The sequence below is a fragment of the Steroidobacter cummioxidans genome (genome assembly GCF_003104955.1).
In genome coordinates this window covers 18,297-44,853 of sequence record NZ_LSRW01000040.1, presented here as the reverse complement: position 1 = coordinate 44,853, position 26,557 = coordinate 18,297, and the positions used below count along the sequence as shown (strand labels likewise).

Below are 26,557 nucleotides of genomic sequence, written 5' to 3'. Positions count from 1 at the left end.
GCCGACGCCTATTTCTTCTCGTGGATGACGGCGAAGGCGCTGGTGTAGCTGTGCAGGAAGGTGGAATTCTGGATCGGCCCGAATTCACCGTCGCAGAAAAAGCCACCAATGGGCAGGTCGGCGACCAGGCGCCGGAACGCATTGCTGTCGTGATCCGCCTGACCGTACAGGCCAATGCCGCGGCCGTGGCAGGAGAACAGCAGCGCGCCGGCATCGGCTGAGACCGCATGCGCGGCCCGGTAAGCCGTCAGCGTGCGCTCCAGGTCGATCGCGGATGTGGCGGCATCGCGCAGATGGAATTGCACGACGCTGTTCGACGGGACATTGGCACTGACCCACAGCGCGCCACTTTGCGGATCCATGCCCAGGATGCCGCGGATCAGAAAGTCGCCGGGCGTGAACTCGCTCGCGTCGGTGCGCATCGCGATGCCCAGGTGCAGCGATTGACTGAACAACTCCCGATCGGCCGCCGGCAGGCGCTCGAACAGCGCGGACAGCACATCGCGGGGCGAGCGGCCATCGAGCTCGCGGACCAGATTCTCGTGCGCCGAGGTGACGAACATCGGATCGCCGATCGCCCGGCAGCCCTGCGCGACCACCATGTCGATGTCGATGTTGCCGGTCAGGGCCAGCGCGATGCAGCCGGAGTGATAGACCTGATTCCCCAAATACAGTGCGGTGCCGCCGACTTGCCGCGCGCCACTCGCCAGGCCGCCGATCTTCGGCGCGAGCGGATAGATCCGGTCCAAACCACGGATGAAGGTCTCGGCCTCGAAGCTGAAAGGATCCGCGAGCAGCAGGAAGGAGGGTTGCTGGCTGGCGGTGATGCGCAACGCGTCTTCCCACGCGCGCGCCTCGGCGTACACCGGGGGCACTTGGGCCGCGTCGAGATGCGTCCCCTTCAGGCGCACGCCCGGCAACACTGCGCCCGTCAATGAAAAAGCGGGACGATCCTCGATCTCGCGGCCGCCGCCGATCACGCCGCCGCCGCAGCAGCCGAAGATGAAGACGTTCTCGAACTCGCGCTGGAGCAGCGCCGGCACGGCATCGAAGTGCGCTGCGTGCTCGGCACTGACGAACGCGATGGCCAGATCCGGCTCCTGACGACCCAGACCGAGGAACACGGTCTCAGCGGCATGCTCCACTGCGGCGCGCAGTGAATTATCTGTGTCGACGGCGGATGCCCAACGCATAGCCTTCCTGCTTGAAAGCGAGTCGAGCGCTCGATTCTAGGCATTCTTTCGTTAAATGCCATTCTGCAATCACCGCCGCAATGTTTTGTCGTGATCGGCGCCGCGAGGTGAGCGTTATTTACCGACTCGGTTAAGTGCCGTAGCCGGTGTCCACTTCCACCTGGGCCTCGGCGACCCACTCCTGCACGTGCGGATCCTGGAGGAGTTGTTGCTGGTACGCCGCGACGATCGGGCTGGAGAGCTGCGCGCCGTAATGATGGAAGCGCAGGGCGACTGGCGCGTACATCGCATCGGCGATCGAGTACTCGCCGAACAGCCACGGCCCACGTTGCACATATTGCGAGCGGTGCTCGTGCCACAGCTGCTGAACGCGCTCCACATCCGCCATGCCTTGCGGAGGCAGCTGCACGGTCGAGTGGCCGATCGCTTGCATCGGCCAGTGAGTGCGCAAGGCCGCGAAGCCTGAATGCATTTCCGCGCTGACTGCGCGAGCCAGCGCTCGAGCACTGGCGTCAGCGGGCCAGGCACGACCCTGTACTTTCTCGTTGAGGTACTCGGCGATGGCCAGCGAGTCCCAGATCTTCAGCTCGCCGTCGATCAGCATGGGCACACGCCGCGTCGGCGAATACTTGACGATGTCGCGATGGAATGCCGGCGTGTCCAGCGGCAGCTTCACCTCCTGGAACGGCAGGCCGAAGTGTTTCAGCACCAGCCAGGGGCGCAGCGACCAGGACGACAAATGCTTGTTGCCAATGACTAAAGTAAGCATGGACGTGAGTAATGACTAATGAGGGGTGACTGGTCAGAATGGCGGTTTGGCGGCAGCCGCGCAGGATGCGGCACGCCCCCGCGCTCCGTCCACCGAGATTTATTAAACCCTCGTTGACTATGTCTGAACATCACTTAGCCACGCTCGCGGTTCGCGCCGGCCAGAGCCGTACCCACGAAGGCGAGCACGCCGAGCCCATCTTCACTACGTCGAGTTATGTGTTCGCGAGCGCTGCCGATGCCGCCGCGCGTTTCGACGAGAGCGTGAAGGGCAATATCTATTCGCGCTTCACCAATCCGACCGTGCGGTGTTTCGAGGAGCGGCTGGCGGCGATGGAAGGCGCGGCGTCATGTGTCGCGACCGGGTCGGGCATGGCGGCCATTCTGGCGACCTGCATGAGCTTGATGAAGGCCGGAGATCACATCGTTTGTTCCGACAGCGTGTTCGGTTCGACGATCGCGCTGATCAATCGTTATCTGGTGAAGTTCGGCGTCGAGGTGACGTATGTGCGCCCCGACGACAACGAGGCGTGGCGCAGTGCCATCAAGAGCAACACCAAATTGTTCTTTCTGGAAACGCCGTCGAACCCGCTCTCGGCGATCGCCGACATTCGTGGCATTGCCGACATCGCGCACGAGCGCGGCGTGTTGTTGATCGTCGACAACTGTTTCTGCACGCCGGCATTGCAGAAGCCGTTCGAGCTGGGCGCGGATCTGGTGATTCACTCGGCCACCAAATATCTGGATGGTCAGGGGCGCTGTGTGGGCGGTGCGGTGCTCGGCGACGAGCAGCTGGTCGGCAAGGAGGTGTTCGGCTTCCTGCGCACCACTGGGCCGAGCATGAGCCCGTTCAATGCCTGGGTGTTCCTGAAAGGTTTGGAAACGTTGGAGCTGCGCATGCGCGCGCATTCGGCGGCGGCGTTGCAATTGGCACGCTGGCTGGAAGTGCAGCCGGGGGTCAGTAAGGTCCACTACGCGGGCTTGGAGTCGCATCCGCAACACGCGCTGGCCAAGCGTCAGCAGAGCGGGTTCGGCGGCATCATCGCCTTCGACGTGGAGCAGGGCCGCAAGGGCGCCTGGGCGTTCGTCGATGCGACAAAATTGCTGTCCATCACCGCCAATCTCGGCGACACCAAGAGCACCATCACTCATCCGGCGACGACGACGCATTCGCGCATCAGTCCTGCCGAGCGCGAGCGCGCCGGTATCACCGAAGGTTTGTTGCGGATCTCGGTCGGCCTGGAAGACGTGCGCGATCTGCAAGCCGATCTGGAGCGTGGCCTTGCGGCGGTTCGCGGGGAGGCGGCATGACGGCCGGCGACCTGTCGACCGTTCGCGCCGTCTGCTTCGATCTGGACAACACGTTCTGGGACGTGATGCCGGTGATCGAGCGCGCCGAGCAGGCTATGTACGATTTTCTTTCCCTCCGGTACCCGCGCGTGACTGCCGCCATGACGGTCGAGATGCTGCGCAAAGCCCGCCAGGAGACTGCGCGGGCGTACCCGCAAATGGCGCATGACTTCACTTTTTTGCGTCGGCAGACACTGGCCGATCATGCCCGGGAGTTCGGGTACGCCGAGGCCATGGCCGACCAGGCGTTCGAGGCCTTCAACCAGGTACGCAACGAAGTAGTGCTGTACGAGGACGTGCTGCCGGGCCTGGACTGGCTCAAGCCGCGCTTCCGTCTGTTTACCGCCAGTAACGGCAACGCCGATCTAAAACGCATCGGTCTGGCGCATTATTTCGAGCGCAGTCTGGGCGCTCGCGACGTGGGTGCGCTCAAGCCCGATCCGTTGCTATTCCACAAGGTAATTGAAGGAACGGGCCTGACACCCCAACAGGTTGTGTATGTGGGTGACGATCCGGCGCTGGACGTGGTGGGCGCCCGGGCCGCCGGCATGCACCCGGTATGGATCAACCGGGGCGAGTTCCAGTGGTCGGCCGAATTCGGCGAACCGGTGCATACAGTGCGAACCTTGCACGAGCTCGGCACGCTGTTGGGGCTGCAGTCGTGACAAGGGTGCGCCATGAGACAGCGCAGTAGGTGCGCTGCGCACCGGATACATTCGCCGTTGTATCCCTATTTTCAAGGACCTATGGCCTTTGTCGCCGATTGCCTTGACTCTTTTATTGGCGTACATTCCGCGCCGTTCGTTGTGCCTTTGCCCGCTTTTTTCTCTGGCTTGGCCAGCCGGGTCATTGACGACCCTCTTTTCGGCCAACTTCTGAAAAATCCGACGAGACCGCGAACGTAGGCCTGGGACCTAAACCGCATAACTTCAAGTCTGGAACTGACTGGGGAGTGCAGGGGCGGAGCCCGTATGTAACCAGGCCTCGCAGTGATGATATTTCCCAGCAGGGGGATCGCGCTCGAGGCTTTTTCAGAGAGACTGTATCGCTATGACAAAGATCTATGTGGGTAACCTGCCGTTCTCGGCAAATGAGGATCAGGTTCGCCAGATGTTCGAACAGCACGGCACTGTGGAGTCCGTGGCCCTGATCAACGACCGTGAAACCGGCCGTCCTCGCGGCTTCGGCTTCGTGGAAATGCCGCGTGCCGACGCACAGCGCGCTATTCAATCGTTGAACGGTAAGGACATGGGTGGTCGTCCTCTGCGCGTCAATGAAGCGCAGGAGCGCCAGGGTGGCGGTGGCGGCGGCGGCCGTGGCCCCCGTGGTCCGGGCGGCGGCGGCGGCGGTGGCGGCCGCTGGTAAGCGGCGCCAACAACGAAGCTAGCTTCGCCCAGTTTCGTTGAGTGCAAGTCAAAGACCCCGCGGTAGCAATACCGCGGGGTTTTTGCTTTTTGATGCTCGTCACAGCTCGCCTGGGAGCCAATTCACATAACCACAACTGCCGGGTCCGGCCGTAGGGGGGCATCAGGCGAAGTCGCATGACGGCAGTGCCGCAGGCCGGTAACCATGCCCAATTGTTGCAATCGTGTGACCCGGATGTGACATCGGTGCGACGCACCGATATAGGGTCCTTACCGGAGAACCTCTTGAAGAATCCGCTCCTCGGGGCCGCCGTTGCTGCCGCCCTGAGCTTGGGCTCGGCGGCGCACGCGGCCTCGGATGACGAGCTCGCGCAGATCCGTTCGCAGTTGCAAAATTTGATGCAGCGAGTCGACAGGCTCGAAGCCGAAAACGATGCGCTCAAGGCGCAGAACGATCGGCTCAGGGCCCAGACCGAACAGGTGAGCAAACAAGTCGCGCGCAGCGCCGATATGCTGCCGTCCGTGCCTGCCGTGAAAGCCGTCGACGGGCCGAACCGCGTCGTGTTCAAGGGCGATGTTCGTTATCGTCATCAACAGACGGACGATGACGGTGCGAGCGCCAGACGCGAGGAAGATCTCCTCCGGGCGCGCCTCGGTGTGGATGCCAAAATCAACGACAGCATCGTCGCGGGTATCGTCTTCGCGACCTCTTCCGCTCCCGGCAATCCGCGCGGCGCGAACGTGCAGCTCGACGGCTCGTTCTCCCGCAAGTCGTTGTATCTGGATCTGGCTTATTTCGACTGGACGTTTGCCGACAACGCGCATTTCATCGCCGGCAAGATGCGAATGCCGTTCGTGCGCCCCGGCCAGAGCCTGTTCTGGGACAACGACATCAATCCCGAAGGCGTTGCGCTGACCTACCGCCTCGGCTCGATGTTCGGCTCGGCCTGGAGCTATTGGCTCGACGAGAACGTGCAGTCCACGGCCACCACGACCACGTCGACCGACACGAAGATGTACGGTCTGCAGTTGGGCAATCGTTTCGATTTGGGCGGCAACACTTTGGTGATCGCGGCGTCGTACTACGATCTTGCCGCGGCCCAAGGCCGTCGTCCGTTTTATAACAATGCCGCGAACGGCAACTCGCTGACCAGCACCGGCGGTCTGGCTTATGACTTCCAGGTCGTGAGCCTCATGGCGGAATACAACACCAGGCTGGGCGCACTGCCGCTGCAAGTGTGGGCCGATGTCGCGCGCAATCTCGATGCCGAATTCGACACGGCGTACAGCATGGGCACGATGGTCGGCAAGGCGTCGAATCCGGGCACCTGGGAAACCGGTCTCGCCTATCAGCTGATCGAAAAAGATGCGCTGTTCGCTCAGCACATCGATTCCGACTTCGGCGCGGGCCTGTCGGATGCCGATGGCTGGGTATTTCGCACCGGCTATGCGCCGACCAGAAACTGGGTGTTGAACGCCACGTATTTCAAGAACGTCAACAACAGGGAAGTCGGCACCCGACACGATTTCGATCGTCTGATGCTCGATTTCAATACTCGATTCTAACCAGGCGTATCCGAGAGGCTCATGGAAATGATCAACGTCAAAGTGTTCGGCGGCTCGCTACTGGCGACGTTGCTTTGTTTGTCACAAGTGGCCGCGGCGGCGCCGCTGGATCCGGCGCTGCAGCCGAGCGTGACTGCAAAGATCAAGGAATTGCGAACGTGGGCCGCCGATCCCGTCATCGTCGCGGCAGTGAAGGAGTACAACGCCAGCAAGTCGCCGGAGGCGGCGGCGATGGATCAGGCCAGGTGGACCAACACCAGCGTCATCGATCCCTTCGTGCGCGGCCTCACCAAGACACCGGCGGCGCAAGTGCTCAAGACCAGACGCGGCGATGGGGTGTCGGAAGCGTTTCTGTCGGGTGCGGACGGCGGCAAGGTCGCGTTTCTCGGCAAGCCGACCAATTGGAGTCACAAAGACAAGCCCAAGCACGAGCAGCCGATGAGCGGCAAGACCTGGCAGGGCGATGTCGAAGTCGATGAGTCCTCCGGCTTGCAGCAGCTGCAGGTCGCGGTGCCCGTGCTCGATAGTGGCAAGCCGATCGGCTCGCTGGTGGTCGGCCTGAGCCTCAGTCAGCTGGCGAAATAGCCGGTCCCGGCGCCTCGAGGTTGATTAGCAAACATTGCGGTTGAGTGCTAAGGGAACTTTCTTACCGCGCCGACGCCACATTCATGGTAGGACTGATAGCGAAACTGCCGACGGGAACCGTATCAAAGACTTGAGGATTTAATTCTCGACGAAGCTTGCCGATGTCTTGGTACAAGTAGTCATGCACGAGGTGCCTGGCGATGAGTGACGATGGCTCTGGAACGGTCGTTGCGGTTCCCAATCTGCGCGAGTTCTTCCACGATTCGGTGCAGAAGGCGCTCCGCAATCAGCGCGTGGCTGTCGACGATCACACCGAGCACTACGTCGTAAACGTGCTGACCGTGTTTGCGCGCTCCGAGGAGCTTTACGAACGCACTCCCGAGGGTGTGCGCCTCAAGCCGCTGGCGCATATGCTGGCGGATGCGTCGGCCGCGCAGTCCAGCCAGCAGCGGGATGAAGCGTTGCGCCGGCTGGGCGATGTTTCTTTGTTCATCGCCGGTTTCTTCGCGCAAAGCTTCGCTCGCAAGCTCGTCGACATCGATTACCACATCGCCATGGGCGGTCGCGCTTACGGCACGCTCGCCGAGAATATGCGCTACTCGATTCGCGGCCAGGCATTCGCCGCGGTGTTCCTGGAGCTGGCGCGAAAGTTTCAGCAGCTGGTCGATGTGCTCAACGATGTGGCCGAGATGGCTTACCAGCACACCGATAAGGACATCCTGCGCTTGTACGAGATCTGGCTGAAGACCGGCAGCCCGCGCGCGTTCGCGATCTTGCAGCGGCTCGGTGTCGCGCCGGTGAATGCCGGGAGAAAGGAGCACTGACATGCTGCTGCGTCGGATGCAGTCGCTCCTGACCCGACTGTACGATGCACCCGTCGAACACGACGCCGAGGATTTCCTGATTTCGGATCCGCAACGGCTGCGCGAAGTGGTCGGCGATCAAAGCGGCCCGCTCAGCGACGAGCAGGTATTCGTGGTGCAGGAAGATGGTGGCGTCCGTATCGGTCTATTCATCGATGAGCGCGTCATCGAACGCCTGGAGCGTCGCGATCCACTGGACGCGCTCGACGAGCGCAACCTGCATGACTTCTGCACGGCGCTCGAGGGCGTCAGTCATTTCCATTACTTGATCTGGAGTCTGGCGCGCGGCCGGCCGGTGTCGTTGCTCGAGCTGGAGCTGCAGGCCGAGGTGGACAAGTACGCCACCGCGCTCGCATTGATCACCCGGCAGCGCGCAGGCGCTTTCCCGAGCTCATTGCACGCCAGAATGTTCGGCGGAGTGAGTTTCCTGCCGCAGCTGGATGAGATCAGCCGGCGCCGCTACGAAGAGGCGAATCGGCACGCGGCCCGGTACTGCCGGTCACTGGACCAGCGCTATCTGCAGTCGCGACGCTCGCAGCCGGAGAAGTGGCTCGCCGAGCTGCGTCGCTTCTTCCGCTGCGGTCACCAGGAAAAGATCAGGCAGCTCGCGGTCTGAGATTCACTCGCCGCGGTTCTTCTCGCCAACGCGCTTTTTCATTTCGATCCACTTCGACAGCTCGCGCAGGTCGCGTTTCGGCGCGGCCGCCTTGCGCTTCAGCAGCCCGCTCTCGTAGGGGTTGTAGCCGATGCGCGTGCCCCTGGCGTTGTTCTGGATGGGCGTGTTGGTCGGCTGCTCTTCCTCGACGAACGACAAGCCCGGGTGATCGAGAGCTTTGCGACGGGCGCGCTCGCCCGCTTCGCCGTCTGCGCTGAAGCGATCGTCATTCCACTCATAAACGGCATTGCCTCGCTCGTCGAAGGCGATGCGGCCCGGCTGCTGTGGCTCGACCACGCGCGGCCGCAGGCGGTAACCCAGTTTCTTCAAATCGTCATTCAACGCCCGGTTCTCCGTGTCATCGCTATGGGCGGCACCCATAGGACCTATTGAGATTCCACATCCGCTCATCCCTTTGGATGTGTGGCGCTATTGAATTGCTTCGCGGCAATGCGGGCAAGTTGTAAAAGTGTGATGTGAGTGCCGGATGCGAACAGCCGAGTGTCACGCGCTTCGACAATGGCACCGAAGCGCTAAAAATACCGACAGTTGCCTGTGACGAAGCCACCTTACGGTGTCGGGGGTTGCACATAAGGAGCTGCGCGCAGCAGCGCCGCCAGCGTCTTGCCATCGCGCAGCTCGCCCGAGTGCGCCATCTGCATGACTTGCTCGAACGGTAGCCAATGCGCTTCGAGGACTTCGCCCGCTTCCAGCTGGTGGGTGACTTCGGTGAGCCCGGTGGCGAGAAACAGATGGACCACTTCGGTCAGGATGCCGGGGGAAGACAGATACTCGCCAAGGCTCCGCCACTCGCGTGCACGACGACCGGCTTCCTCTTCTAGCTCGCGCTGCGCGGTCTGCAGCGGCGGCTCCTTGTGATCGATCTTGCCGGCGGGGAACTCCCAGATGTAGCCATTGGCCGCGTGACGGTATTGCCGCACGAGGCAAACGCGACCGGCATCGTCGAGCGCGACCACGGCAGCGCCCCCGGGGTGATGCACTATGTCGAGCGTCGCGACGTGCCCGTTGGGCAGCTGCACGACCTCGACGTTTACCTGGATGACACGGCCGGTGAAAACGGGGGTGATCTTTGCGCTGCTCATAGACTCATCCCGGTGGTGAATCGGCTTCTTCGATGGGGGGCGCCGACTCGTCCTCCTCGGCCGCATCTTCGGCGGACTGCTTGGACATCTTCGACGGCGTAGTGGCAGTGCCAATGCGATAGGCGGCGAAGCCCGGCAGCACGACCTGATTCAAGGCCATGCCGAGCACGCGACCGCTGGTGGGCGCGTAGATGCGGTGCTGTTGGCTCGAGATCGGATCGGTCACGACGCCCAGCAACTCGCCTTCGCTGACCCGCTCGCCGAGGGCCACGTCGGAGAACAGGATGCCGCCGTGATCGACGCGCACCCACTTGGACGCGTAGTACACCGGCTCCGGATCGCCCCAATAGCGGCGTTGCTTGGTCATACGCAGCGAGTAAAGCAATGTTTCCACCGCCTTCGCGCCATGCTCGACCTGTTCGGATTGCACGCGCATCGGCTCGCCCATCTCGAATGTCACTGCAGGAATGCCGGCTTCGGTCGCTGCCCGTCGTAGCGAGCCGCGCTCGCCGACGCTGTGCAGGACGACGGTCGCGCCGAATGCTTTGGTCATGCGTGACACTTGCGGCAAGCGCAGATCGGCGCGCACCTGGGGCAGGTTGGTGCGATTCAACGAGCCGGTGTGCAGATCGATCAGCGCCGAGCAATGCTTCACGACCTCGGTGAAGAACGAATGCGCCATGCGCGTGGCGGCGCTGCCTTTGGGGTTGCCGGGGAAATAACGATTCAGATCGCGGCGGTCGGGCAGGTAGCGGGCACCCCGATAAAAGCCCTGGACGTTGACGATGGGCACGCCGATGACCGCGCCATTCAACTCTTCGACGTCGATGTCATCGAGCACGCGGCGCGCGACTTCGATGCCGTTCAACTCATCGCCGTGGACTGCCGCGGTCAGGCACAACACCGGTCCCGGGCCTTTGCCATTGAGCACGAACACCGGCACCGGCGATACAAAACCTTCCATGCCTGCGCCGCTGGTCCAAGTGAGCTTCTTACGCGTGCCCGGAGGCACTTCGCTGCCGAGCAATCGCAGGCGGCCCTTGGGCTTCAGAGTTTCGGAGCCCTCCATGGTGGCGGGTGCCGGCGTGGGCGCGGGCTTCTCCTCGGCGGAGTGGGCGACCGTGCACAGCAGGCAGCCGAGCAGCCATGATCTGACCAATGATTTCATGACGCCTTCTTCACAAACTTCAGCGTGAAGCGGTCGCTCTCGCCGATTTGTTTGTAACGCGCATCGTCGCCGGCGGCGAAGCCGGGCGGCAGCGTCCACACGCCTTTCTCGTAATCCTTGGTGTCGTTGGGATTGGCGTTGATCTGCGAGCGTGCGACCAGCTGGAAGCCGGCGGCTTCGATCATCCGGATCGCATAGTCCTCGTTCACATACCCCGAGGCGGCCTTCGGATCCTGCGGCAGCTGCGGGTCGCCCCGATGTGCAACGACACCGAGCACGCCGCCTGGCTTGAGCGCGCTGTGCATGGCAGCCAGTGCGTCGCGCTCCCAGCCAAACATCATCCAGTTGTGCAGATTGCGGAAGCTCAGCACCAGGTCGGCCGTGCCGGCGGGCGCGATCTCGTTCTTCGCTGGCGGCGCGGCCAGAGTGGTCGTGGTCACTTTGCCGTACAGGTCCGGCCGCATTCGCAGTTTTTCTTTATAGCTATCCACCGTGGCCTTGGCGTAATCGCCCAAGGAGGGATCGAGCAGGGCGGTGTACAGCTGGCCGTGATCCTTCAACAGGGGCGCAAGAATCTCGGTGTACCAGCCGGCACCCGGCCACACTTCGACCACGGTCATGTCCTGGCGGATGCCGAAGAACTCCAATGTCTCTTTGGGATGCCGGTAGCTGTCCCGCGCGCGATGCTCGAGGGCACGGTGCTCGCCTCGCAGGGTGGTATCGAGTGCGGCGTCGGTGGCCGGATCGGTGGCAGGCGTCGTCGCGCAGCCAGTCAGGATCATCGCGCTCAGCACGAGCCAGTGGAACGGCCGGGCGACGCAGGGCAATCTCATTCCTTCTCCTCGCAACCTGATGAGCCGCGAAGATAGTGGATGGAGCAGTGGCAAATCAAAACCAGCCCGGGCCACGCCCTGCGGAGCGCGGCCTGGGCTGACGGACTGGTTCAGTTACGGCAGCCTGGTTGCAGCAGGCTGTCGGAGCTGGCTACCAGCGGCCGTTCTGCCGCGGCGGACGGGCTTCGCGCTCGCGGGCTTCGTTCACACGCAGCGGCCGACCGCCCATGTCGAAACCATTCATGTGCTGAATGGCGGTCTGGGCATCGCCAGAGGGCATTTCCACGAAGCCGAAGCCGCGCGGACGCCCGGTTTCGCGATCGTTGATCAGCTTGACCGATTGCACCGTGCCGTGTTTTTCGAACAGGGAGCGAACGTCCGTTTCAGTGGCGCTGAACGGCAGATTCCCAACGTAGATCGTCGTCATCGAAGTCACTCTTTGAGGCCAGACAAAAGTTGCAGCCAAACGATCGCCTCCGCAAAGCTCATGGGCTTCCGGATGAAAGTACGATCGCCGTGTCTTGGTCGCTGACAATCAACCATGGGAATGGGCGTGGCGGGAGACGAGCTCTATTAAGCGCGTATGTCCGAAGGTCGCTCTTGTAGGTTGAAATGCGTATTCAGCTGACCGCGACCGATACTACGTCAGCCGTTTGTCCACTGCAATGATCCTACTTGACAAACGCTTTTTTCGATTTTTTTGCAGCTGCGAATGAAACAGCGATGGGCCGGGTCCGGCCTTGCGGGTCCCGGCCAAGCGAGCCGCCTGGCCGGGGAGTGACGTTCATCCTTCCAAATACGTGTAGCCGTTCAGCTCCGATTCGTAGAACCGGCGCAGCGCCTGGCTTTCGGCCAGTGTCATGCGGCCTTCGCGCACCGCGCGCTCGCAGTCCCGGGCGAATTGCGGAAACAACCGTTCCACGTCGTACTCCATGTAGCTGAGCACCTGGCGGGCGGTATCGCCTTTGACGATCTCTTCGATCCACCAGCCGCCCTCGTCGTGCAGGCGGATGTGTACGACGTGCGTATCGCCGAACAGATTATGCAAATCGCCCAACGTTTCCTGGTACGCGCCGACCAGGAAGGTGGCGAGGTAGTACTCCTCGTCGGGCTTCAGCTCGTGCAGCTCCAGCGTGCGCTTGACTTCGCGCTGGCTGACGAAGCGGTCGATCTTGCCGTCCGAGTCGCAGGTGATATCGGCCAGCACGGCATTGCGTGTCGGTTTCTCATCGAGCCGGTGGATGGGCATGATGGGAAACACCTGACCGATGGCCCAGCTGTCCGGCAGCGACTGGAACACGGAGAAGTTACAAAAGTAGGTGTCGGAAAGGATCAGCTCCAGGCCTTCCAGCTCCTCCGGCACGCGGTCCAGCCTGCGGCAGTGATCGCGGATCTTGGCGCAGGTCGCCCAATACAAACGCTCCATCAGGCCGCGGAACTCCAGGCTCAACAAGCCCAGGTTGAACATTTGCAGCGCCTGTTCGCGCGCCTGCAGGGCGTCGTGATAGCACTCGACCAGACGGCGCTCGGAGATCGTGCGATAGGCTTCGAACAGATCGAGCACGGGCTGCGGCAGCTCGTCCTTGTTGCCGCTGTATTCATCCTCGAGTCGATCCGAGATGCGGAATTTATCCAAACACGACGAGCCGAGCGCATTGAACACCAACACGCTGTGATGCGCGGCTGTGGCACGGCCGGACTCGCTGACGATGACGGGATGGTCGATGCCGCGCGCGTTGCAGACGCTGCCGATGCGATATACGACGTCGCTGGCGTACTCGTTCATCGTGTAGTTCATCGACGATTCGAAGTTGGTGCCGCTGCCGTCATAGTCGATGCCGAGGCCGCCGCCGATGTCGATGTATTTCAGCCCGGCGCCCATCAGCTTCAGCTCGGCGTACACGTGCGCCAGCTCGTTGATCGCGTCCTTGACCCGGCGAATGTCATGCAGCTGGCTGCCCGCATGACAGTGCACCAGCTCCAGGCAGTCGAGCATGTCATTGGCTTTGAGCACCTGCACCAGCTCGAGGATTTCGGTGACGAACAGGCCGAACTTGGATTTCTCGCCGGCCGAGTCGCGCCAGCGGCCGGCGCCTTCGCTTGCCAGCTTCACGCGCACGCCGATGCGCGGCCGCACCTGATATTTCTTGGCGTGCTTCAGCACCAGCTGCAGCTCCTCGAAATTCTCGATCACCGGAATGATGGTGCGGCCGAGCTTGGTGGCGAGGATCACCGCTTCGATGTAGCTGTCGTCCTTGAAGCCGTTGCAGACGATCATGCGCTGCTCGGGAGCATTTTCGGTCAGCGCCATCACGGCCAGCAGCTCGGGCTTGGAGCCGGCTTCCAGGCCGAAGCCGAATTCATCGCCGTAGCGATACACCTCTTCGACCACCAGGCGCTGTTGATTCACCTTGATGGGGAACACGGCGGTGTAGCGGTTCTTGTAGTCGTTCTCGGCGATCGCCTGCGCGAACGCCTTCTGCAGCCGGCTGAGCCGATGGCGCAGGATGTCGGAGAAGCGCACCACCACCGGCGCGGTCAGATCGCGCTGACGCAGTCCTTCGACGACTTCATACAAATCGATCTCGCGTTCGGGCGAGCCATCCGGCCGCACCACCACGTGGCCCGCGGCGTTGATGCTGAAGTAATGCTTGCCCCAGGCGGGTACCTGATACAGGTCGAGCGAATCCTCGGTGTCCCAGGAGCCGTTGGTAACGCCTAAAGGCAGCGGTTTTTTTGCGGTGGAGTCCAAGTGCGCGGGCCTCGGAAGTTGGGGCCTGTGTAAGAAAGGCGCGAACGATAGCGGAAACAGATTGCTGCAAAAAGTAAAAAAAGAAGCGCGCCAATTAATCAGTAGTTGCAACGCTTCGCCGTGGATCTGTGATCCATTCGCTCCATGAGCCCGCGTACAAGCGCGCACCGGGCTTGCCTGCGACTTCCATCGCCAGCAACAGATGACATGCAGTCACGCCGGAGCCGCACATTGCAATGGTGTGATCGTCGGCAACGCCGGCCTGCGACTGCTCATAGCGACGTCGTAAATCTTCCGGCGCGCTGAAGCGGCCTTCGCTCGACAGATTGGTCGAGAACGGATGATTGTGAGCGCCTGGCACGTGACCGGCGACTTTGTCGAGCGGCTCGACTTTGCCCAGGAAGCGCTCGGGCGCCCGCGCATCGAGCAATCTCCAGTCGGGTTGTTGCACGCGCGCCTGCACTTGCTCGGCGTCGAGCCACAGCTCGCGATTCGGTTGCGCTCGAAACCGAGTGGGCTGGCGTGCAGGAATTTCAGTGCTCACCGGGTGTCCCGCCGCGGTCCACGCCTTGAAGCCGCCATCGAGCACTGCCACTGCGCGATGACCGACCCAGCGCAGCAGCCACCACAGGCGTGATGCATACATGCCGTTGTCGGCGTCATACGCGATCACTTGTGTGTCGGCGCTGACGCCCCAGCGGCTCAGCGTCTGCGCAAAGTGTTCAGGATCCGGCAGCGGATGCCGGCCGGTGGTGGCCGTGATCGGGCTCGACAAGTCGCGATCCAGATGGGCGTAAACCGCGCCTGGAATGTGGCCGGCGTCGTAGGCTGCCTCGCCAGCCGCCGGCTGCGTCAGATCGAAGCGACAATCGACGATCAACCACTGTGGATCGGTGAGATGCGCGGCGAGCGTGCCGGCGTTGACGAGTGTGGTGTGCATGGCGTCTGCAAGCGCGTGGCGAGGCCGTGGGCCGGGGCGGTCATTCTACGCTGGCCCCGGCGCCCAGCTTGGTTACAATCCCGACCTTGCATTTTGCTGGGACGAGTTCATGGCACTGGAACTGTGGTGGGGTAGCGGCAGTCCTTATTCGTGGCGCGCGCTGCTCGCGCTCGAGCACAAGCGCCTGCCGTACGTTTCGCACCTGGTGCAGTTCTCCAAGCAGGAGCACCGCTCGCCGCAGATGCTGCAAATGAACCCGCGCGGGCGCGTGCCGGTGCTCAAGGACGGCGATTATGTGGTGTTCGAGTCGCTCGCCATCCTGCGCTACCTGGACCGCAAATATCCCGAGATACCTATCTTCGGTGCGACTGCCGAGGAAGAGGGCACCATCACGCGCGTGATTTGTGAGTACCAGTCGTACGCCGAGGACCACCTCTCCAAGCTCATCTACGCGATTCTGTTCCAGGGCGTGGAGGGGCACATGGAGGAGATCGAGCGCGCGCTGAACTTCGTGATCGCCGAGGCGCGCACCATCGAGAATCGTCTGGCGACGTCCTCGTGGCTGGTCGGTGAGGCATTCTCCGCCGCCGACATCGTCGTGTTCCCCGGGATCCAGCAGTTGCTGCGCGTGCTAGAGCGCCGCGACGCTGAAGATCTGCGCGCGCGCCTGCTGCCGCTGGACACGAATTTCCCGGCCATCGCCGCCTGGATCAAGCGCGTCGAAGCGCTGCCGGGCTACGAAAAAACCTATCCGCCGCACTGGAAAGAAAAAGAATAAAAATTCCTCGGCCGGCCCCTTGAAAGTGCGCTGTCTTGGCGCACTTATCGGCGTCGATTTTCGTTACGGTCGACGCGGCGGCAAAAGTCAGTAAACTTCGCGCCGTCGCCGAAGCGAGCTTTTCGCAATCGAGGTTCGACGTTCCTAATTCTCCGTGGGTTTCTCAAGTGAGCGCCATGTCCCAATATCCCGTGCATTTCAATTTCCCCGGCCGTCTGGTGATGGTCGGCTTCGGCAGCATCGGACAGGGAGTTTTGCCGCTCATCTTGCGTCACATCGCGCTCCCGCCGGAGCGCATCACGATTGTGACAGCCGAGGATCTCGGGCAGCAGGAGGCCGCCGAGTACGGCGTGAAGTTCGTCATCAACCCGCTCACGCAGGAGAACTATCGTCAGGTGCTCGAGCCGCTGGTCGGCAAGGGCGACTTCCTGCTGAACCTTTCGGTCGATGTTTCCAGCATCGCGCTGGTCAAGTTCGCGCACGAAAAGGGCGCGCTGTATCTCGACACGTGCATCGAGCCGTGGCCGGGCGGCTACACCGATCCGAACGTGCCGCCGTCGTTGCGTACCAATTACGCGCTGCGCGAGCAGATGCTGGAGGTGCGCGCCGGACTGAAGGGCGGGCCGACGGCCGTGATCACACACGGTGCCAACCCCGGCCTCGTGTCGCACTTCGTGAAGCAGGCGCTGCTGAATATCGCCGCCGACACGTCCGTTGACGCAGGCAACCCGAACACGCGCGAAGAGTGGGCGGCGCTCGCGGCCAAGCTCAGCGTGAAAGTCATTCACATCGCCGAGCGCGACACGCAGGTCGCCAACACGCCGAAGAAGATCAACGAGTTCGTGAACACCTGGTCGGTGGACGGGTTCGTCAGCGAAGGCTGTCAGCCGGCCGAGCTCGGCTGGGGCACGCACGAGAAGGAATTGCCGCCGCAGGGGCGTCGTCACGAGTTCGGCCGCCAGAGCGCGATCTATCTGATGCAGCCGGGCGCTGGCACGAACGTGCGCACGTGGACGCCGAAGGCCGGCCATTTCCATGGCTTCCTGATTACGCACGGTGAGTCGATCTCGATCTCCGACTATTTGTCACATCGCGAAGGCGACAAGGTCGTGTACCGCCCGACGGTGCACTACGCCTATCACCCGTGCGATGACGCAGTGATGTCGGTGTACGAATTCGCCGGCCGCAACTGGCGGATGCAGGATCACAAGCGCATCCTCAATCAGGAAATTCTTTCGGGCGGCATCGACGAGCTCGGCGTGCTGCTCGCGGGTCACAAGAAGAACGCGTACTGGTACGGCTCGCAGCTGTCGATCGACGAAGCTCGCAAATTGATTCCGCACAACACGGCGACCAGCTTGCAGGTCTGTGTCGCGGCGCTGGCGGGCATGATCTTCGCGATGGAAAATCCCAATCGCGGCGTGCTCGAGCCGGACGAGATCGATTTCCGTCGCATCCTCGAGATCTGCATGCCGTACCTCGGCCCTGTGGTCGGCGCGTACAGCGACTGGACGCCGCTGTTCGATCGCAACCGGCTGTTCGAGGAATCGCTCGACAAGAGCGATCCGTGGCAGTTCAAGAATGTGATCGTTTGAGCTGACTAAATATTCGGGACTACGGATAGTCCGACAATGACATTCAGAGTCAGCTTCGATCTCGGCGACGCCGATCTGCAGCACCTCGCGGAAGTCGCGCAGGTGCGGCGGTCGGCGGCGCGTGCGCAACCCATCGAGCGCATCGTTGCTTCGGCACGCGAGGTTTATTTGAAAGGCGTGCAGGCGCATCTCGCCGACTTCGTGAAGGAGCGCTATTCGCGCTTGGGAGTCATGCTGGAGATGGTGGACGACGTGGACTGGCGGCTCAGCGAGGAGGACTCGCAGCGACTGGTCAACGCGCTGGCATGCTTCACCGAACCGGCTTCGGGCGCATCCTCGGCGCTGCTCGATCAGGCCATCATGATCGAGCTGGTCAGCCGTGATCTGCATCACGATCTCGATGGCTATCGCGACTTCTGTAAATTCCGGGCCGCGCAGCTGGCCAAGCGGCATTCGCCGCCCGGTGCCGATCGCGAACAATGGTTGAGTCAGCGTCGGGAGTCGCTGCAGAAACGCATGCATACGCGTCGTAAACGCGATCTGGATGCGGCGGCGGGGCCGGTGCGCCGCCTGTTCTCCCTATTTGGGCTGTAGTTGCTCAGCCCGTCATGGTCGGGGTGACGGGCGTTTGATCATCCGCCTGATGGCGCCTCATAGCGCACGGCGGTTATTACATAAGCCTTGGTGCCACCTGGAATCTCCACTCGCACTTCATCGTCCAAGGCTTTGCGCAGCACCGCGCGGCCCAGCGGCGAGTCCATGCTGATGTACCCCTTGGCAGCATCGAACTCGTCCGGGCCTACGATGCGGTATTCGCTCTCGACGCCAGTGTCGTCTTCGAGCGTCACCCACGCGCCAAAGAACACACGAGATGAATCCGATGGGGGTTGGCTGACGATCACCATGCCATCGAGTCGCTGCCGCAGAAAACGTACGCGGCGGTCGATCTCACGCAGTTGACGTTTGCCATAGATGTACTCGGCATTTTCCGAGCGGTCGCCCTGCGCTGCGGCCTCTTGCACCGCTTGCGTGACTTGCGGGCGCAATACGCGCCACAGGTGGTCCAATTCGTCCTTTAGTCGTTGCGCACCGACAGGAGTAATGAACTTTGAACCTTTTGGTTGAGGCGGTCGGTAACGGGACATGTGAGCCGGTTTGCCAAGCTTTCGTAAGGCCGTCGCTGATAACGTCAAATGGCGAAAATTCTGTGGAATCCTTCACGGTCGCCAACTCTTCCGCTCTTTACTCTGCCGTCCCATGAGCATCAAGTACTACACGCACTTTCTACTGCAGGAACGGGCTCCCAAGGGAATGAGTGAGTTCCGCGGCGTCGTCGAAGTGAACCGCACCTTGCTGCGTGGCGACCTCAAGGAAGCCGCCTCGGTGCTGGCCAAGAACTTCGAATGCGACACCAAGGATATCAAGGTTCTGCAGTGGTCCAGGCTGCACTGATGAATTTAGTGCTTTGTTCTCGAATCCCCTAGCGGGCTTTACTTCCCTTCAGAAAGTCCGCTTCTCTGCCCCGAGCCCTAAACTCGGGGTTTTTTTTTGCCTGAATTTTGCTGCAGGTTATCCTGCACGCATGCCGATCTTTGCCGAGCACACCTACCGATCCCGCGACGGGCTGAAGCTTTACTACCGCGACTATCCGGGCGACATGAAAAAGGTGCCCGTGCTGTGCCTGCATGGGCTGACGCGCAACTGTCGTGACTTCGAAGCCTTGGCGTTGCGTATTGCGCCGGGGCGGCGAGTCATCACGCCGGACTTCCGTGGACGAGGTCAGTCGCAGTACGACTCGATGTGGATGAACTATCACCCGATGACTTACGTCGACGATATGTGGTCGTTGCTGCGTGAGTTGGGGATCGATCGGATCATCGCGATCGGTACCTCGATGGGTGGCCTCGTTGCTCTGCTGATGGGCGCGGTGCGCGCGCAGACCTTCGCCGGTGTGGTGCTCAACGACATCGGGCCGGAAGTCGATCCCGTCGGCGCAGCGCGTATCAGGAGCTACGCAGGCCGCTTCCCGCCGCCGCGCAGCTGGGACGAAGCCATCGAGCAGATGAAGTATGTGTTCAGCGTGGCGCTGCCGGATTTCACCGAGCAGCAGTGGCGCGATTTCGTGCGGCTTGCCTACAGCGAGGACAGCACCGGCTCGCCACGACTCGAGGCCGACCCTCGCATCGGCGACGCGATCCGCGCCATTCAGCCGCCGCCGGGCGCGACGCAAGGCATGTGGCTCGCATTCAATGCCCTGCGCGACACGCCAACGCTGGCGATTCGCGGCGCGCTCTCCGATCTGTTGTCCGTCGAAGTGTTCGATCGTATGCAACGTGAGCATCCGCGCTTGCAGCGAGTGACGGTCGAGGGCAGAGGTCACGTGCCGCAACTCGACGAGCCGCAGTGTCGCGCCGCGCTCGATCAATTTCTGGCGGAGCTGCCATGAGTTTCAAAGATCATTTCTCCGGCCACGCGAACGCGTACGCGAAATATCGCCCCGACTATCCGCCCGAGCTGTTCGACTATCTCGCGTCACTGACACCGCAAAGAAAGGTCGCGCTCGATTGCGCTACCGGCAGCGGGCAGGCGGCGGTCGGATTGGCGGAACACTTCGAGCTGGTGGTGGCGAGCGATGGCAGCGTGTCTCAGCTGCAGAACGCCGAACAGCATTCGCACGTTGCCTACATCGGCAATCTCGCCGAGCAACCGGCGCTGCGCGATGGCACGGTCGATCTGGTCGTCGCCGCTCAAGCCGCGCACTGGTTCGATCACAAACGTTTTTATCCCGAAGTGCAGCGCGTACTGAACCGCGACGGCGCGCTGGCGCTGTGGACCTACGGCCTCGCTTACGTCGAGCCGCAGATCGACGCGATCGTCCGGCACTTTTACAGCGACGTGGTTGGCAGCTACTGGCCGCCCGAGCGGCGTTGGGTGGAGAGCGCCTATCGCGATCTGCCGTTTCCGTTTCAGGAAATCGGCACGCCGCAGTTTCAGCTGCAGCTGCAATGGGATCTGGACAGCTTGATCGGCTATCTCGGCACCTGGTCGGCCGTGCAGCGCTACAAGCGCGCGACCGGGCAGGATCCGTTGCCCGCGCTGCGGGCGGAAATGGCGCCGAGCTGGGGCTCACCGGTGGCAGCGAAGACGGTGACCTGGCCGTTGCACCTGAAGGTCGGTAGACCGCACTGACTGTTCAATTGCCGCTCCGGAAGGCAACGAGCGCGTTTATGATCCAGGCATGAACGCTAAACCTTTGCTTGCCGCGTTGAGTTGCGCCGTCGTTCTTGCCGCTTGTTCCAGCCCGCCGACGAGTGCGCCTCCCGCAGCGTCTGCGACGGCGACGCTGCGCTCCGGCGTCTACAGCTCGAATCTCGATAAAAGTGTCCGGCCGCAGGACGACTTCTATCGCTTCGTGAACGGCCAGTGGCTCACCAACACCACGATCCCGGCCGATCGTTCCAACTTCGGCACCTTCGCGCTGCTCGAAGATGGCGCCGAGCAGGATCTCAAAGTCATTCTCGATGAAGCCGCCGCGGCGAATGCGCCGGTCGGTTCGGACGTGCAGAAGGTCGGCGATCTGTATGCCAGCTATCTCGATGAGGCGACGATCGAAGCGCGCGGGCTGGAGCCGCTCGCGGCCGAGCTGAAGCGCATCGACGACTTGAAGACCAAGCAGGACGTCGCACGTCACATCGGTTACAGCCAGCGCATCTCGGTGATGCATCCGTTCGTGTATTACGTTTCCGTCGACCGCAAGAACTCCAGTCAGTACACGGGCGTCATCGCGCAGAGCGGGCTGGGCATGCCCGATCGCGACTACTATCTCTCCAGCGACGAGCGGCTGAAGGGCATTCGCGAGAAGTATCAGATTTACGTGCAGGATCTGCTCGCTGCGACCGGCACGCCGCAAGCCGACAGCGTCGCCCAGAAGATCGTCGCGATCGAAACGCAGCTGGCGAAGTCACATTGGACGCGTGTGCAGAATCGCGACGCGCAGAAAACATACAACCGTTACGAAGTGGCGGCGTTGCCCAAGCTCATGCCGGGCTTTGACTGGAACGCATTCTTCGCCGGCGCGCAGATTCCGATGGACAAGACGCAGGCGCTGGTGGTTTCGCAGCCGAGCTATTTCGAAGCGCTCGGCAAGCTGATCGCGACTACGCCGGTGGCCGATTGGCGCGGCTACTTCCGCTACAAGCTGATCAGTACCTACGCGCCGGATCTGCCAGCCAAGTACGCGCATTTGCAGTTCGAATTCAGCCAGCGCACTGTGTCCGGCATCGAAGAGGTCAAGCCGCGCTGGAAGCGAGCGGTGGATACGGTCGACGGCGCGATGGGCGATCTGATCGGCAAGATGTATGTGGAACGTCACTTCAGCCCGGACGCGAAGCGGCGCATGGACGAACTGATGGGCAATCTGCTGGCGGCCTACCGCGAAGGGATCGATTCATTGGAATGGATGACGCCGGCCACCAAAGAAAAGGCGCACGCCAAGCTGCAGCGACTCACCACGAAGATCGGTTATCCAACGCAGTGGCGTGACTGGTCCAAACTCGAGATTCGCCGCGACGATCTGGTCGGCAACGAGCTGCGCGCCTCGACGGTGGTGTTCGAGCGCAATCTTGGCAAGCTCGGCGGACCGATCGATCGCACTGAATGGTTCATGACACCGCACACGGTGAATGCTTACTACAACCCGCCGACCAACGAGATCGTGTTTCCGGCGGCCATCCTGCAGCCGCCGTTCTTCAATGTGGACGCCGAGGACGCCATCAACTACGGCGCCATCGGCGCGGTCATCGGCCACGAGATCAGTCATGGCTTCGACGATCAAGGCCGGCGCTACGATGGCACCGGCAGCCTGAACGACTGGTGGGCGCCCGAAGACAACGCCGAGTTCACGCGGCGCGCCAAGCAACTCGGTGCGCAGTACAACGCGCTGAGCCCGTTGCCAGGCCTGTTCGTCAACGGCGATCTCACCATGGGCGAGAACATTGCCGATGTGGCCGGGCTCGCCATGGCCTACCGCGCCTGGCAACTGTCGTTGCGAGGCCGGCCCGCGCCGGTCATCGACGGCTATACCGGCGAGCAGCGCTTCTTCATCGGCTGGGCCCAGGGTTGGGCCCGCAAGTACCGCGACGACGAGTTGCGGCGCCGCTTGCTGACCGACCCGCACAGCCCGAGCGAGTACCGCACCAATAACGTCGTGTCGAACCTGCCGGAGTTCCATGCAGCATTCGACGTGCAGCCGGGCGACAAAATGTACAAAGCCCCCGCCGACCGTGTACGAATTTGGTGAGGTCGCCGGTAACTTTGCCGCATTCACCGGCAGGCGCTTGAAACCGGCGCAAAATTTCCCCAATTTAACAGCCGTTGTCGGCGGAACTCTCACCGATCCCGGACGGTTTCGCTGACGGGTCCGGCATGCACGGCTGACGTGCGCTGCCGGCGACGCTGGGCCAGATGCCCCGACGACGACTATTTATTATGAAGGGCTCCGTCATGCATTTTCTGCGCGTAGGTTTGCTGGTGCTGCTCGGAGCGCTGTTGACCGGGTGTGGTTACAACCGGTTGCAACAACAGGACGAGCAGGTGACTGCGGCTTGGTCGGAAGTGCTGAACCAATATCAGCGCCGTGCCGATCTGGTGCCCAACCTGGTGAACACGGTCAAGGGCGCGGTTCAGTCCGAGAAGGACATTCTCGATAGTGTGGTGGAAGCCCGAGCCCGCGCAACGTCGATTCAGGCGACCCCGGAGCTGATCAACAATCCACAGGCGTTCCAGCAGTGGCAGGCGGCGCAGGGCGAGTTGAGCCAGGCTTTGTCGCGACTCATGGTGGTCGTGGAGCGCTATCCCGAGCTGAAATCCATCTCGGGCTTCGACGATCTGCGGGCGCAGCTCGAAGGCACCGAGAATCGGATTGCCGTCGCGCGCAAACGTTACATTGAGGCGGTGCAAACTTATAACGTCACCGTGCGCTCGTTCCCGACCAACCTCACCGCGAAAGTGTTCGGACACGATCTGAAGCAGAACTTCTCGGTGGAGAACGAGCGCGAGATCGCGCGTCCGCCCGCAGTGGACTTCGGCCGGACGGAGTCCGGGCCGCAGCAACAGCAACCGCAACCGCCGCAGGTTGAAAAGCAGGGTTGAAGCGGACGCACGGCCGAAGAACAGCGCGAACACTTTGATGGCCGCCTTCGCTACTTCCCGCGGACGCTTGCCAGCGCCGCGGGCTGCGCTTCCCTGGCTGCTGCTGTTGACGCTGCTGCTGGCAGTCTCCGCGTTTGCGCAGACGCTGGTGCCGGTGCCAGCACCGCCCAGGGACGCGCCGGTGCTGGATCTCACTGGCACGCTACGCCCCGAAGAAGCTGCGGCGCTCAAGAGCAGGCTGCTGGAATTCGAGAAACAGAAGGGCAGTCAGATCGCCGTGCTGATCGTGCCGACCACCCAGCCCGAGTCGATCGAGCAATATTCCATTCGCGTCGCCGATGCATGGAAGGTCGGTCGTACGAAGGCGGATGACGGTGTCATTCTGCTGGTCGCCAAAAACGATCGCGCGGTGCGCATCGAAGTCGGGACTGGCCTGGAAGGCGCGCTGCCCGATGTGATCGCCAATCGCATCATCTCGCAGGTCATCGTGCCGCACTTTCGCGAAGGCGATTTCTCCGGCGGCATCAACGCAGCGATCACTCGCATCATCGCCGTGATCGAAGGCGAGCCGCTGCCCGAGCCCGAGCGGCGCTCGTCGCGTCAGCCCGAAGGCCTGGGCGGCATTGGCAATGCACTGCCGATCCTGCTGATGTTTGTTTTCGTCGGCAGCGGAATATTGCGAAGCATGCTTGGCAGAGTTGGCGGCGCCGGTGCGACCGCGGGCATTGCCGGTCTGTTGATGTGGGTATTGACCAGCATCATGGCGCTTTCAATCGGTGCGGCGGTGCTGGCTTTCCTGTTCGCGCTGCTCACGGGTGGCGGTGGTTTCGGCGGCGGCGGCGGCAGCGGCTGGAGCAATCGCCGTCGCGGCGGTTGGGGCGGTGGCGGCTGGGGCGGCGGTTTCGGCGGCGGCGGTGGATTCGGCGGTGGTGGTGGTTGGAGCGGCGGCGGTGGCGGCTTCAGTGGCGGCGGCGCCTCGGGGCGGTGGTGAGCGCATGAATTTCGCCCGACTCAGCCGACACCTCTTCATGCCGCGGCGTCACTTGCGTCGTGCTTTCGACGAGGCCGCGCTGAATGCCATTGAGAAGGCAATTACCGACACCGAGCGAACTCACGGCGGTGAGATTCGCGTGGCGCTCGAGGCGAGCCTCGATCCGGCCGAGCTGTTCAGGGAGATCTCGCCGCGTCAGCGAGCGCTGCAGGCATTTTCCCACCTTGGCGTGTGGGACACCGAACTAAATAATGGTGTGCTGATCTATGTCCTTTGGGCCGACCACGACGTGGAGATCGTTGCCGATCGTGGCTTCAACGGGCGCATTACCGCCCAGGAGTGGAGCGAGGTCTGTCATCGCATGGAGCGGCTGTTCAGCCAGGAGTCGGCGGCAGCAGCGCTGATTGCTGGCATTCAGGCCGCGGGCACGCTCATTGCGCGGCATTTCCCGGTGGCCGATCGCAACGAGCTGCCGGACCGCCCGACGCTGTTGTGAGGGTCGATGGTCGACGCCGGGTAGGTACGAACATGGCAAAGCGTGGCTCAATGAGGTAATAAGTATCCCTATGAATCTGTCGATCCGTTCCGGCTTGAGCCGTCTGGTGGTCTTGGCAGCGGCTCTGGCAGCCGCGGGTTGCCAGATCACCCGTCCGGTCGAACCGCCGCCACCGCCTCCGCCCGCACCCCCGCCGATCGAAGCACCGCTCGCTACGCATAAATTCCGCTTCGATCCCGCGCACGACGAAGTGGTCGGCCAGGTGCAGATCACCCACGTGCAGGGCGAGGACACGCTGTCCGACATCGCACGGCGCTTCAACGTCGGCTATGAGGAAATTCTCCGCGCCAACCCCGGCGTCGATCCGTGGCTCCCAGGCGTCGGTCGCGAGATCGTGGTGCCGACGCAGTTCGTACTGCCGGATGCGCCTCGCGACGGTCTGGTGGTAAATCTTGCACAGTTGCGCGTCTTCTACTTTCCCAAGCCGGCCAAGCTGAAGAAAGGCGAAGTCGATGACGGCATGCGTACCGTCATCACCCATCCCATCGGCATTGGCAAGATCGGCTGGCAGACGCCGGAAGGCAGCACCAAAGTCACCGCCAAGCAAAAGAACCCGACCTGGACGCCGCCGCTGTCGGTGCGCAAGGAGCACAAAGAGGCCGGAGATCCGCTGCCGGCGCGTGTGCCGCCGGGCCCGGACAATCCGCTCGGTGCTTACAAGATGACGCTCGGCTGGCCGAGCTATCTGATCCACGGCACGAATAAGCCCTACGGCGTCGGCATGCGCTCCAGCCACGGCTGCATTCGCTTCTATCCGGAAGACATCGCCGATCTGTACGAGCAGATTCCGGTCGGTACCAAGGTGACGGTCGTCAACCAGCCGTTCGTGTTCGGCTGGCAGAAGGACGCGATGTACGTGCAGGTATTCCCGGTGCTCGAGGATGACGAGCGCGAGCATCCCAAGGGTGCCGAGGAATTGCTCACCGCCGGCATCAACGACAAGTTGTCGCAGAAGCTGCAACAGCACGCCGCGGCCGTCGACCTCGAGTTGCTGAATCAAATCATCGCGCAGCCGCGTGGCATCGCCATGCCGGTGTCGCGTCGGAACGTAACGGTCGAGACCTATCTCGCCAATGCCCGTCATGTCGAGAATCGGGTGCCGCAGGGCGCCACCTGGAACTACACCGAAGAAGGTCTGTTCCTCGCCGAACAATTCGAAGCGGTGCGCAGCGGTCAGCCGTTGCCCAAGAAGACGCCGCCCAAAGTCAAAAACACTGCCGCGAAGCCTGCTGGCGCCGCCAGCGGCTCCTAAATCTCCTCGTTTATTGCGACCGGGTGCCCGCTTGAAGCGGCGGGCGTCCGGCCGCATATCGTGCGCAGGTTAGCTGCGTTCGATGTTCCCGCGTG

At 62.4% G+C, this 26,557-nt stretch carries 28 protein-coding genes; 18 read left to right on the top strand and 10 right to left on the bottom strand.

Translation table 11 applies throughout. From position 1 onward, the window contains the following. Window positions 1-8 precede the first annotated feature (8 nt). Window positions 9-1,193 carry an FIST signal transduction protein gene (locus D0550_RS19315; RefSeq protein ID WP_116810829.1) on the bottom strand — a complete coding sequence of 395 codons (1,185 nt, stop codon included), beginning with the start codon at window positions 1,191-1,193 and terminating at the stop codon, window positions 9-11. Window positions 1,194-1,323: 130 nt separating this feature from the next. After that, a complete protein-coding gene (locus D0550_RS19310; RefSeq protein ID WP_116810828.1) occupies window positions 1,324-1,962 on the bottom strand; it encodes a glutathione S-transferase family protein in 639 nt (212 codons plus the stop codon). A 119-nt stretch (window positions 1,963-2,081) separates the two neighbouring features. Between D0550_RS19310 and D0550_RS19305 the strand changes: the two genes are divergently transcribed. The 7 genes from D0550_RS19305 to D0550_RS19275 all read left to right on the top strand — a co-directional run bounded on the left by D0550_RS19305 (window position 2,082) and on the right by D0550_RS19275 (window position 8,305). Then, a complete protein-coding gene (locus tag D0550_RS19305; protein WP_116810827.1) occupies window positions 2,082-3,272 on the top strand; it encodes an O-succinylhomoserine sulfhydrylase in 1,191 nt (396 codons plus the stop codon). Then, window positions 3,269-3,976: an HAD family hydrolase gene (locus tag D0550_RS19300; protein ID WP_116810826.1), complete on the top strand. Its 708-nt coding sequence runs from the start codon at window positions 3,269-3,271 to the stop codon at window positions 3,974-3,976. The genes D0550_RS19305 and D0550_RS19300 overlap by 4 nt, the downstream gene beginning before the upstream one ends. A 385-nt stretch (window positions 3,977-4,361) precedes the next feature. Further along, window positions 4,362-4,676, top strand: a complete 315-nt coding sequence (locus tag D0550_RS19295; protein WP_116810825.1) for an RNA recognition motif domain-containing protein — start codon at window positions 4,362-4,364, stop codon at window positions 4,674-4,676. Between the two features lie 284 nt (window positions 4,677-4,960). Continuing rightward, a complete protein-coding gene (locus tag D0550_RS19290) occupies window positions 4,961-6,241 on the top strand; it encodes a putative porin (protein WP_161965930.1) in 1,281 nt (426 codons plus the stop codon). Between the two features lie 21 nt (window positions 6,242-6,262). Then, entirely contained in the window at window positions 6,263-6,826 is a 564-nt protein-coding gene (locus D0550_RS19285) for a hypothetical protein (protein WP_116810823.1), read from the top strand. Window positions 6,827-7,026: 200 nt separating this feature from the next. Then, the gene (locus D0550_RS19280; protein ID WP_174842505.1) at window positions 7,027-7,650 is read left to right on the top strand and encodes a hypothetical protein; all 624 of its coding nucleotides are present in this window, start codon (window positions 7,027-7,029) and stop codon (window positions 7,648-7,650) included. Between the two features lies 1 nt (window position 7,651). Continuing rightward, window positions 7,652-8,305, top strand: coding sequence for a hypothetical protein (locus D0550_RS19275; protein WP_116810822.1), 654 nt, complete (start codon window positions 7,652-7,654; stop codon window positions 8,303-8,305). A gap of 3 nt (window positions 8,306-8,308) precedes the next feature. Here D0550_RS19275 and D0550_RS19270 read toward each other — a convergent pair whose 3' ends face one another. From D0550_RS19270 to D0550_RS19240, 7 genes are all read right to left on the bottom strand, one after another. Then, entirely contained in the window at window positions 8,309-8,725 is a 417-nt protein-coding gene (locus D0550_RS19270) for a hypothetical protein (protein ID WP_116810821.1), read from the bottom strand. 188 nt (window positions 8,726-8,913) lie between these two features. Next, window positions 8,914-9,447 carry an NUDIX hydrolase gene (locus D0550_RS19265; RefSeq protein ID WP_116810820.1) on the bottom strand — a complete coding sequence of 178 codons (534 nt, stop codon included), beginning with the start codon at window positions 9,445-9,447 and terminating at the stop codon, window positions 8,914-8,916. Window positions 9,448-9,451: 4 nt separating this feature from the next. Beyond that, the gene (locus D0550_RS19260) at window positions 9,452-10,615 is read right to left on the bottom strand and encodes a succinylglutamate desuccinylase/aspartoacylase family protein (protein WP_116810819.1); all 1,164 of its coding nucleotides are present in this window, start codon (window positions 10,613-10,615) and stop codon (window positions 9,452-9,454) included. Further along, entirely contained in the window at window positions 10,612-11,448 is an 837-nt protein-coding gene (locus tag D0550_RS19255; protein ID WP_206606404.1) for a class I SAM-dependent methyltransferase, read from the bottom strand. The genes D0550_RS19260 and D0550_RS19255 overlap by 4 nt, the downstream gene beginning before the upstream one ends. Before the next feature lie 151 nt (window positions 11,449-11,599). Next, a complete protein-coding gene (locus tag D0550_RS19250) occupies window positions 11,600-11,875 on the bottom strand; it encodes an RNA recognition motif domain-containing protein (RefSeq protein ID WP_116810818.1) in 276 nt (91 codons plus the stop codon). Between the two features lie 357 nt (window positions 11,876-12,232). Further along, on the bottom strand, window positions 12,233-14,200 hold the full coding sequence (speA, locus tag D0550_RS19245) for a biosynthetic arginine decarboxylase (protein WP_206606403.1): 1,968 nt from the start codon (window positions 14,198-14,200) through the stop codon (window positions 12,233-12,235). Between the two features lie 94 nt (window positions 14,201-14,294). Continuing rightward, window positions 14,295-15,140 (bottom strand): sulfurtransferase, encoded by an 846-nt coding sequence (locus D0550_RS19240; RefSeq protein WP_116810817.1) that lies wholly within the window; start codon window positions 15,138-15,140, stop codon window positions 14,295-14,297. Window positions 15,141-15,249: 109 nt separating this feature from the next. On the opposite strand from D0550_RS19240, the gene D0550_RS19235 reads away from it, so the two are divergent. The 3 genes from D0550_RS19235 (at window position 15,250) to D0550_RS19225 (ending at window position 18,107) form a co-directional block, all read left to right on the top strand. Next, a complete protein-coding gene (locus D0550_RS19235; protein WP_161965929.1) occupies window positions 15,250-15,918 on the top strand; it encodes a glutathione S-transferase family protein in 669 nt (222 codons plus the stop codon). A gap of 176 nt (window positions 15,919-16,094) precedes the next feature. Next, the gene (locus tag D0550_RS19230) at window positions 16,095-17,513 is read left to right on the top strand and encodes a homospermidine synthase (protein WP_116810867.1); all 1,419 of its coding nucleotides are present in this window, start codon (window positions 16,095-16,097) and stop codon (window positions 17,511-17,513) included. 36 nt (window positions 17,514-17,549) lie between these two features. Beyond that, on the top strand, window positions 17,550-18,107 hold the full coding sequence (locus D0550_RS19225) for a hypothetical protein (RefSeq protein WP_116810815.1): 558 nt from the start codon (window positions 17,550-17,552) through the stop codon (window positions 18,105-18,107). A 38-nt stretch (window positions 18,108-18,145) separates the two neighbouring features. Here the strand turns inward: D0550_RS19225 and greB are convergent, their stop codons facing one another. Next, complete coding sequence (greB, locus tag D0550_RS19220; RefSeq protein ID WP_116810814.1) at window positions 18,146-18,658, bottom strand: transcription elongation factor GreB; 513 nt, start codon at window positions 18,656-18,658, stop codon at window positions 18,146-18,148. A 112-nt stretch (window positions 18,659-18,770) separates the two neighbouring features. Here greB and D0550_RS19215 point away from each other — a divergent pair, with 112 nt between their 5' ends. The 8 genes from D0550_RS19215 (at window position 18,771) to D0550_RS19180 (ending at window position 26,462) form a co-directional block, all read left to right on the top strand. Further along, window positions 18,771-18,965 carry a hypothetical protein gene (locus D0550_RS19215; RefSeq protein WP_116810813.1) on the top strand — a complete coding sequence of 65 codons (195 nt, stop codon included), beginning with the start codon at window positions 18,771-18,773 and terminating at the stop codon, window positions 18,963-18,965. Window positions 18,966-19,095: 130 nt separating this feature from the next. Then, on the top strand, window positions 19,096-19,959 hold the full coding sequence (locus D0550_RS19210; RefSeq protein WP_116810812.1) for an alpha/beta fold hydrolase: 864 nt from the start codon (window positions 19,096-19,098) through the stop codon (window positions 19,957-19,959). After that, window positions 19,956-20,702, top strand: a complete 747-nt coding sequence (locus tag D0550_RS19205) for a class I SAM-dependent methyltransferase (RefSeq protein WP_116810811.1) — start codon at window positions 19,956-19,958, stop codon at window positions 20,700-20,702. The genes D0550_RS19210 and D0550_RS19205 overlap by 4 nt, the downstream gene beginning before the upstream one ends. Before the next feature lie 49 nt (window positions 20,703-20,751). Beyond that, window positions 20,752-22,812 carry a M13 family metallopeptidase gene (locus tag D0550_RS19200; protein WP_116810810.1) on the top strand — a complete coding sequence of 687 codons (2,061 nt, stop codon included), beginning with the start codon at window positions 20,752-20,754 and terminating at the stop codon, window positions 22,810-22,812. Window positions 22,813-23,015: 203 nt separating this feature from the next. Further along, entirely contained in the window at window positions 23,016-23,663 is a 648-nt protein-coding gene (locus D0550_RS19195) for a LemA family protein (RefSeq protein ID WP_116810866.1), read from the top strand. 37 nt (window positions 23,664-23,700) lie between these two features. After that, window positions 23,701-24,654 (top strand): TPM domain-containing protein, encoded by a 954-nt coding sequence (locus D0550_RS36425; RefSeq protein ID WP_116810864.1) that lies wholly within the window; start codon window positions 23,701-23,703, stop codon window positions 24,652-24,654. A 4-nt stretch (window positions 24,655-24,658) separates the two neighbouring features. Continuing rightward, the gene (locus tag D0550_RS19185) at window positions 24,659-25,150 is read left to right on the top strand and encodes a TPM domain-containing protein (protein ID WP_116810865.1); all 492 of its coding nucleotides are present in this window, start codon (window positions 24,659-24,661) and stop codon (window positions 25,148-25,150) included. A gap of 70 nt (window positions 25,151-25,220) precedes the next feature. Beyond that, window positions 25,221-26,462 (top strand): L,D-transpeptidase family protein, encoded by a 1,242-nt coding sequence (locus D0550_RS19180; RefSeq protein WP_116810809.1) that lies wholly within the window; start codon window positions 25,221-25,223, stop codon window positions 26,460-26,462. The last annotated feature ends 95 nt before the right edge of the window (window positions 26,463-26,557 follow it).

Excerpts from the sequence above, each read along its gene's own strand:
- D0550_RS36425 (WP_116810864.1), top strand. The coding sequence starts at position 23,701 with ATGGCCGCCTTCGCTACTTCCCGCGGACGCTTGCCAGCGCCGCGGGCT.
- D0550_RS19185 (WP_116810865.1), top strand. The coding sequence starts at position 24,659 with ATGAATTTCGCCCGACTCAGCCGACACCTCTTCATGCCGCGGCGTCAC.
- D0550_RS19265 (WP_116810820.1), bottom strand. The coding sequence starts at position 9,447 with ATGAGCAGCGCAAAGATCACCCCCGTTTTCACCGGCCGTGTCATCCAG.
- D0550_RS19230 (WP_116810867.1), top strand. The coding sequence starts at position 16,095 with ATGTCCCAATATCCCGTGCATTTCAATTTCCCCGGCCGTCTGGTGATG.
- D0550_RS19240 (WP_116810817.1), bottom strand. The coding sequence starts at position 15,140 with ATGCACACCACACTCGTCAACGCCGGCACGCTCGCCGCGCATCTCACC.
- D0550_RS19310 (WP_116810828.1), bottom strand. The coding sequence starts at position 1,962 with ATGCTTACTTTAGTCATTGGCAACAAGCATTTGTCGTCCTGGTCGCTG.
- D0550_RS19305 (WP_116810827.1), top strand. The coding sequence starts at position 2,082 with ATGTCTGAACATCACTTAGCCACGCTCGCGGTTCGCGCCGGCCAGAGC.
- D0550_RS19280 (WP_174842505.1), top strand. The coding sequence starts at position 7,027 with ATGAGTGACGATGGCTCTGGAACGGTCGTTGCGGTTCCCAATCTGCGC.
- D0550_RS19315 (WP_116810829.1), bottom strand. The coding sequence starts at position 1,193 with ATGCGTTGGGCATCCGCCGTCGACACAGATAATTCACTGCGCGCCGCA.
- D0550_RS19295 (WP_116810825.1), top strand. The coding sequence starts at position 4,362 with ATGACAAAGATCTATGTGGGTAACCTGCCGTTCTCGGCAAATGAGGAT.
- D0550_RS19275 (WP_116810822.1), top strand. The coding sequence starts at position 7,652 with ATGCTGCTGCGTCGGATGCAGTCGCTCCTGACCCGACTGTACGATGCA.
- D0550_RS19210 (WP_116810812.1), top strand. The coding sequence starts at position 19,096 with ATGCCGATCTTTGCCGAGCACACCTACCGATCCCGCGACGGGCTGAAG.
- D0550_RS19255 (WP_206606404.1), bottom strand. The coding sequence starts at position 11,448 with ATGAGATTGCCCTGCGTCGCCCGGCCGTTCCACTGGCTCGTGCTGAGC.
- D0550_RS19260 (WP_116810819.1), bottom strand. The coding sequence starts at position 10,615 with ATGAAATCATTGGTCAGATCATGGCTGCTCGGCTGCCTGCTGTGCACG.
- greB (WP_116810814.1), bottom strand. The coding sequence starts at position 18,658 with ATGTCCCGTTACCGACCGCCTCAACCAAAAGGTTCAAAGTTCATTACT.
- D0550_RS19300 (WP_116810826.1), top strand. The coding sequence starts at position 3,269 with ATGACGGCCGGCGACCTGTCGACCGTTCGCGCCGTCTGCTTCGATCTG.
- D0550_RS19225 (WP_116810815.1), top strand. The coding sequence starts at position 17,550 with ATGACATTCAGAGTCAGCTTCGATCTCGGCGACGCCGATCTGCAGCAC.
- D0550_RS19285 (WP_116810823.1), top strand. The coding sequence starts at position 6,263 with ATGGAAATGATCAACGTCAAAGTGTTCGGCGGCTCGCTACTGGCGACG.
- D0550_RS19200 (WP_116810810.1), top strand. The coding sequence starts at position 20,752 with ATGAACGCTAAACCTTTGCTTGCCGCGTTGAGTTGCGCCGTCGTTCTT.
- D0550_RS19235 (WP_161965929.1), top strand. The coding sequence starts at position 15,250 with ATGGCACTGGAACTGTGGTGGGGTAGCGGCAGTCCTTATTCGTGGCGC.
- D0550_RS19215 (WP_116810813.1), top strand. The coding sequence starts at position 18,771 with ATGAGCATCAAGTACTACACGCACTTTCTACTGCAGGAACGGGCTCCC.
- D0550_RS19270 (WP_116810821.1), bottom strand. The coding sequence starts at position 8,725 with ATGGGTGCCGCCCATAGCGATGACACGGAGAACCGGGCGTTGAATGAC.
- D0550_RS19250 (WP_116810818.1), bottom strand. The coding sequence starts at position 11,875 with ATGACGACGATCTACGTTGGGAATCTGCCGTTCAGCGCCACTGAAACG.
- D0550_RS19205 (WP_116810811.1), top strand. The coding sequence starts at position 19,956 with ATGAGTTTCAAAGATCATTTCTCCGGCCACGCGAACGCGTACGCGAAA.
- D0550_RS19180 (WP_116810809.1), top strand. The coding sequence starts at position 25,221 with ATGAATCTGTCGATCCGTTCCGGCTTGAGCCGTCTGGTGGTCTTGGCA.
- D0550_RS19195 (WP_116810866.1), top strand. The coding sequence starts at position 23,016 with ATGCATTTTCTGCGCGTAGGTTTGCTGGTGCTGCTCGGAGCGCTGTTG.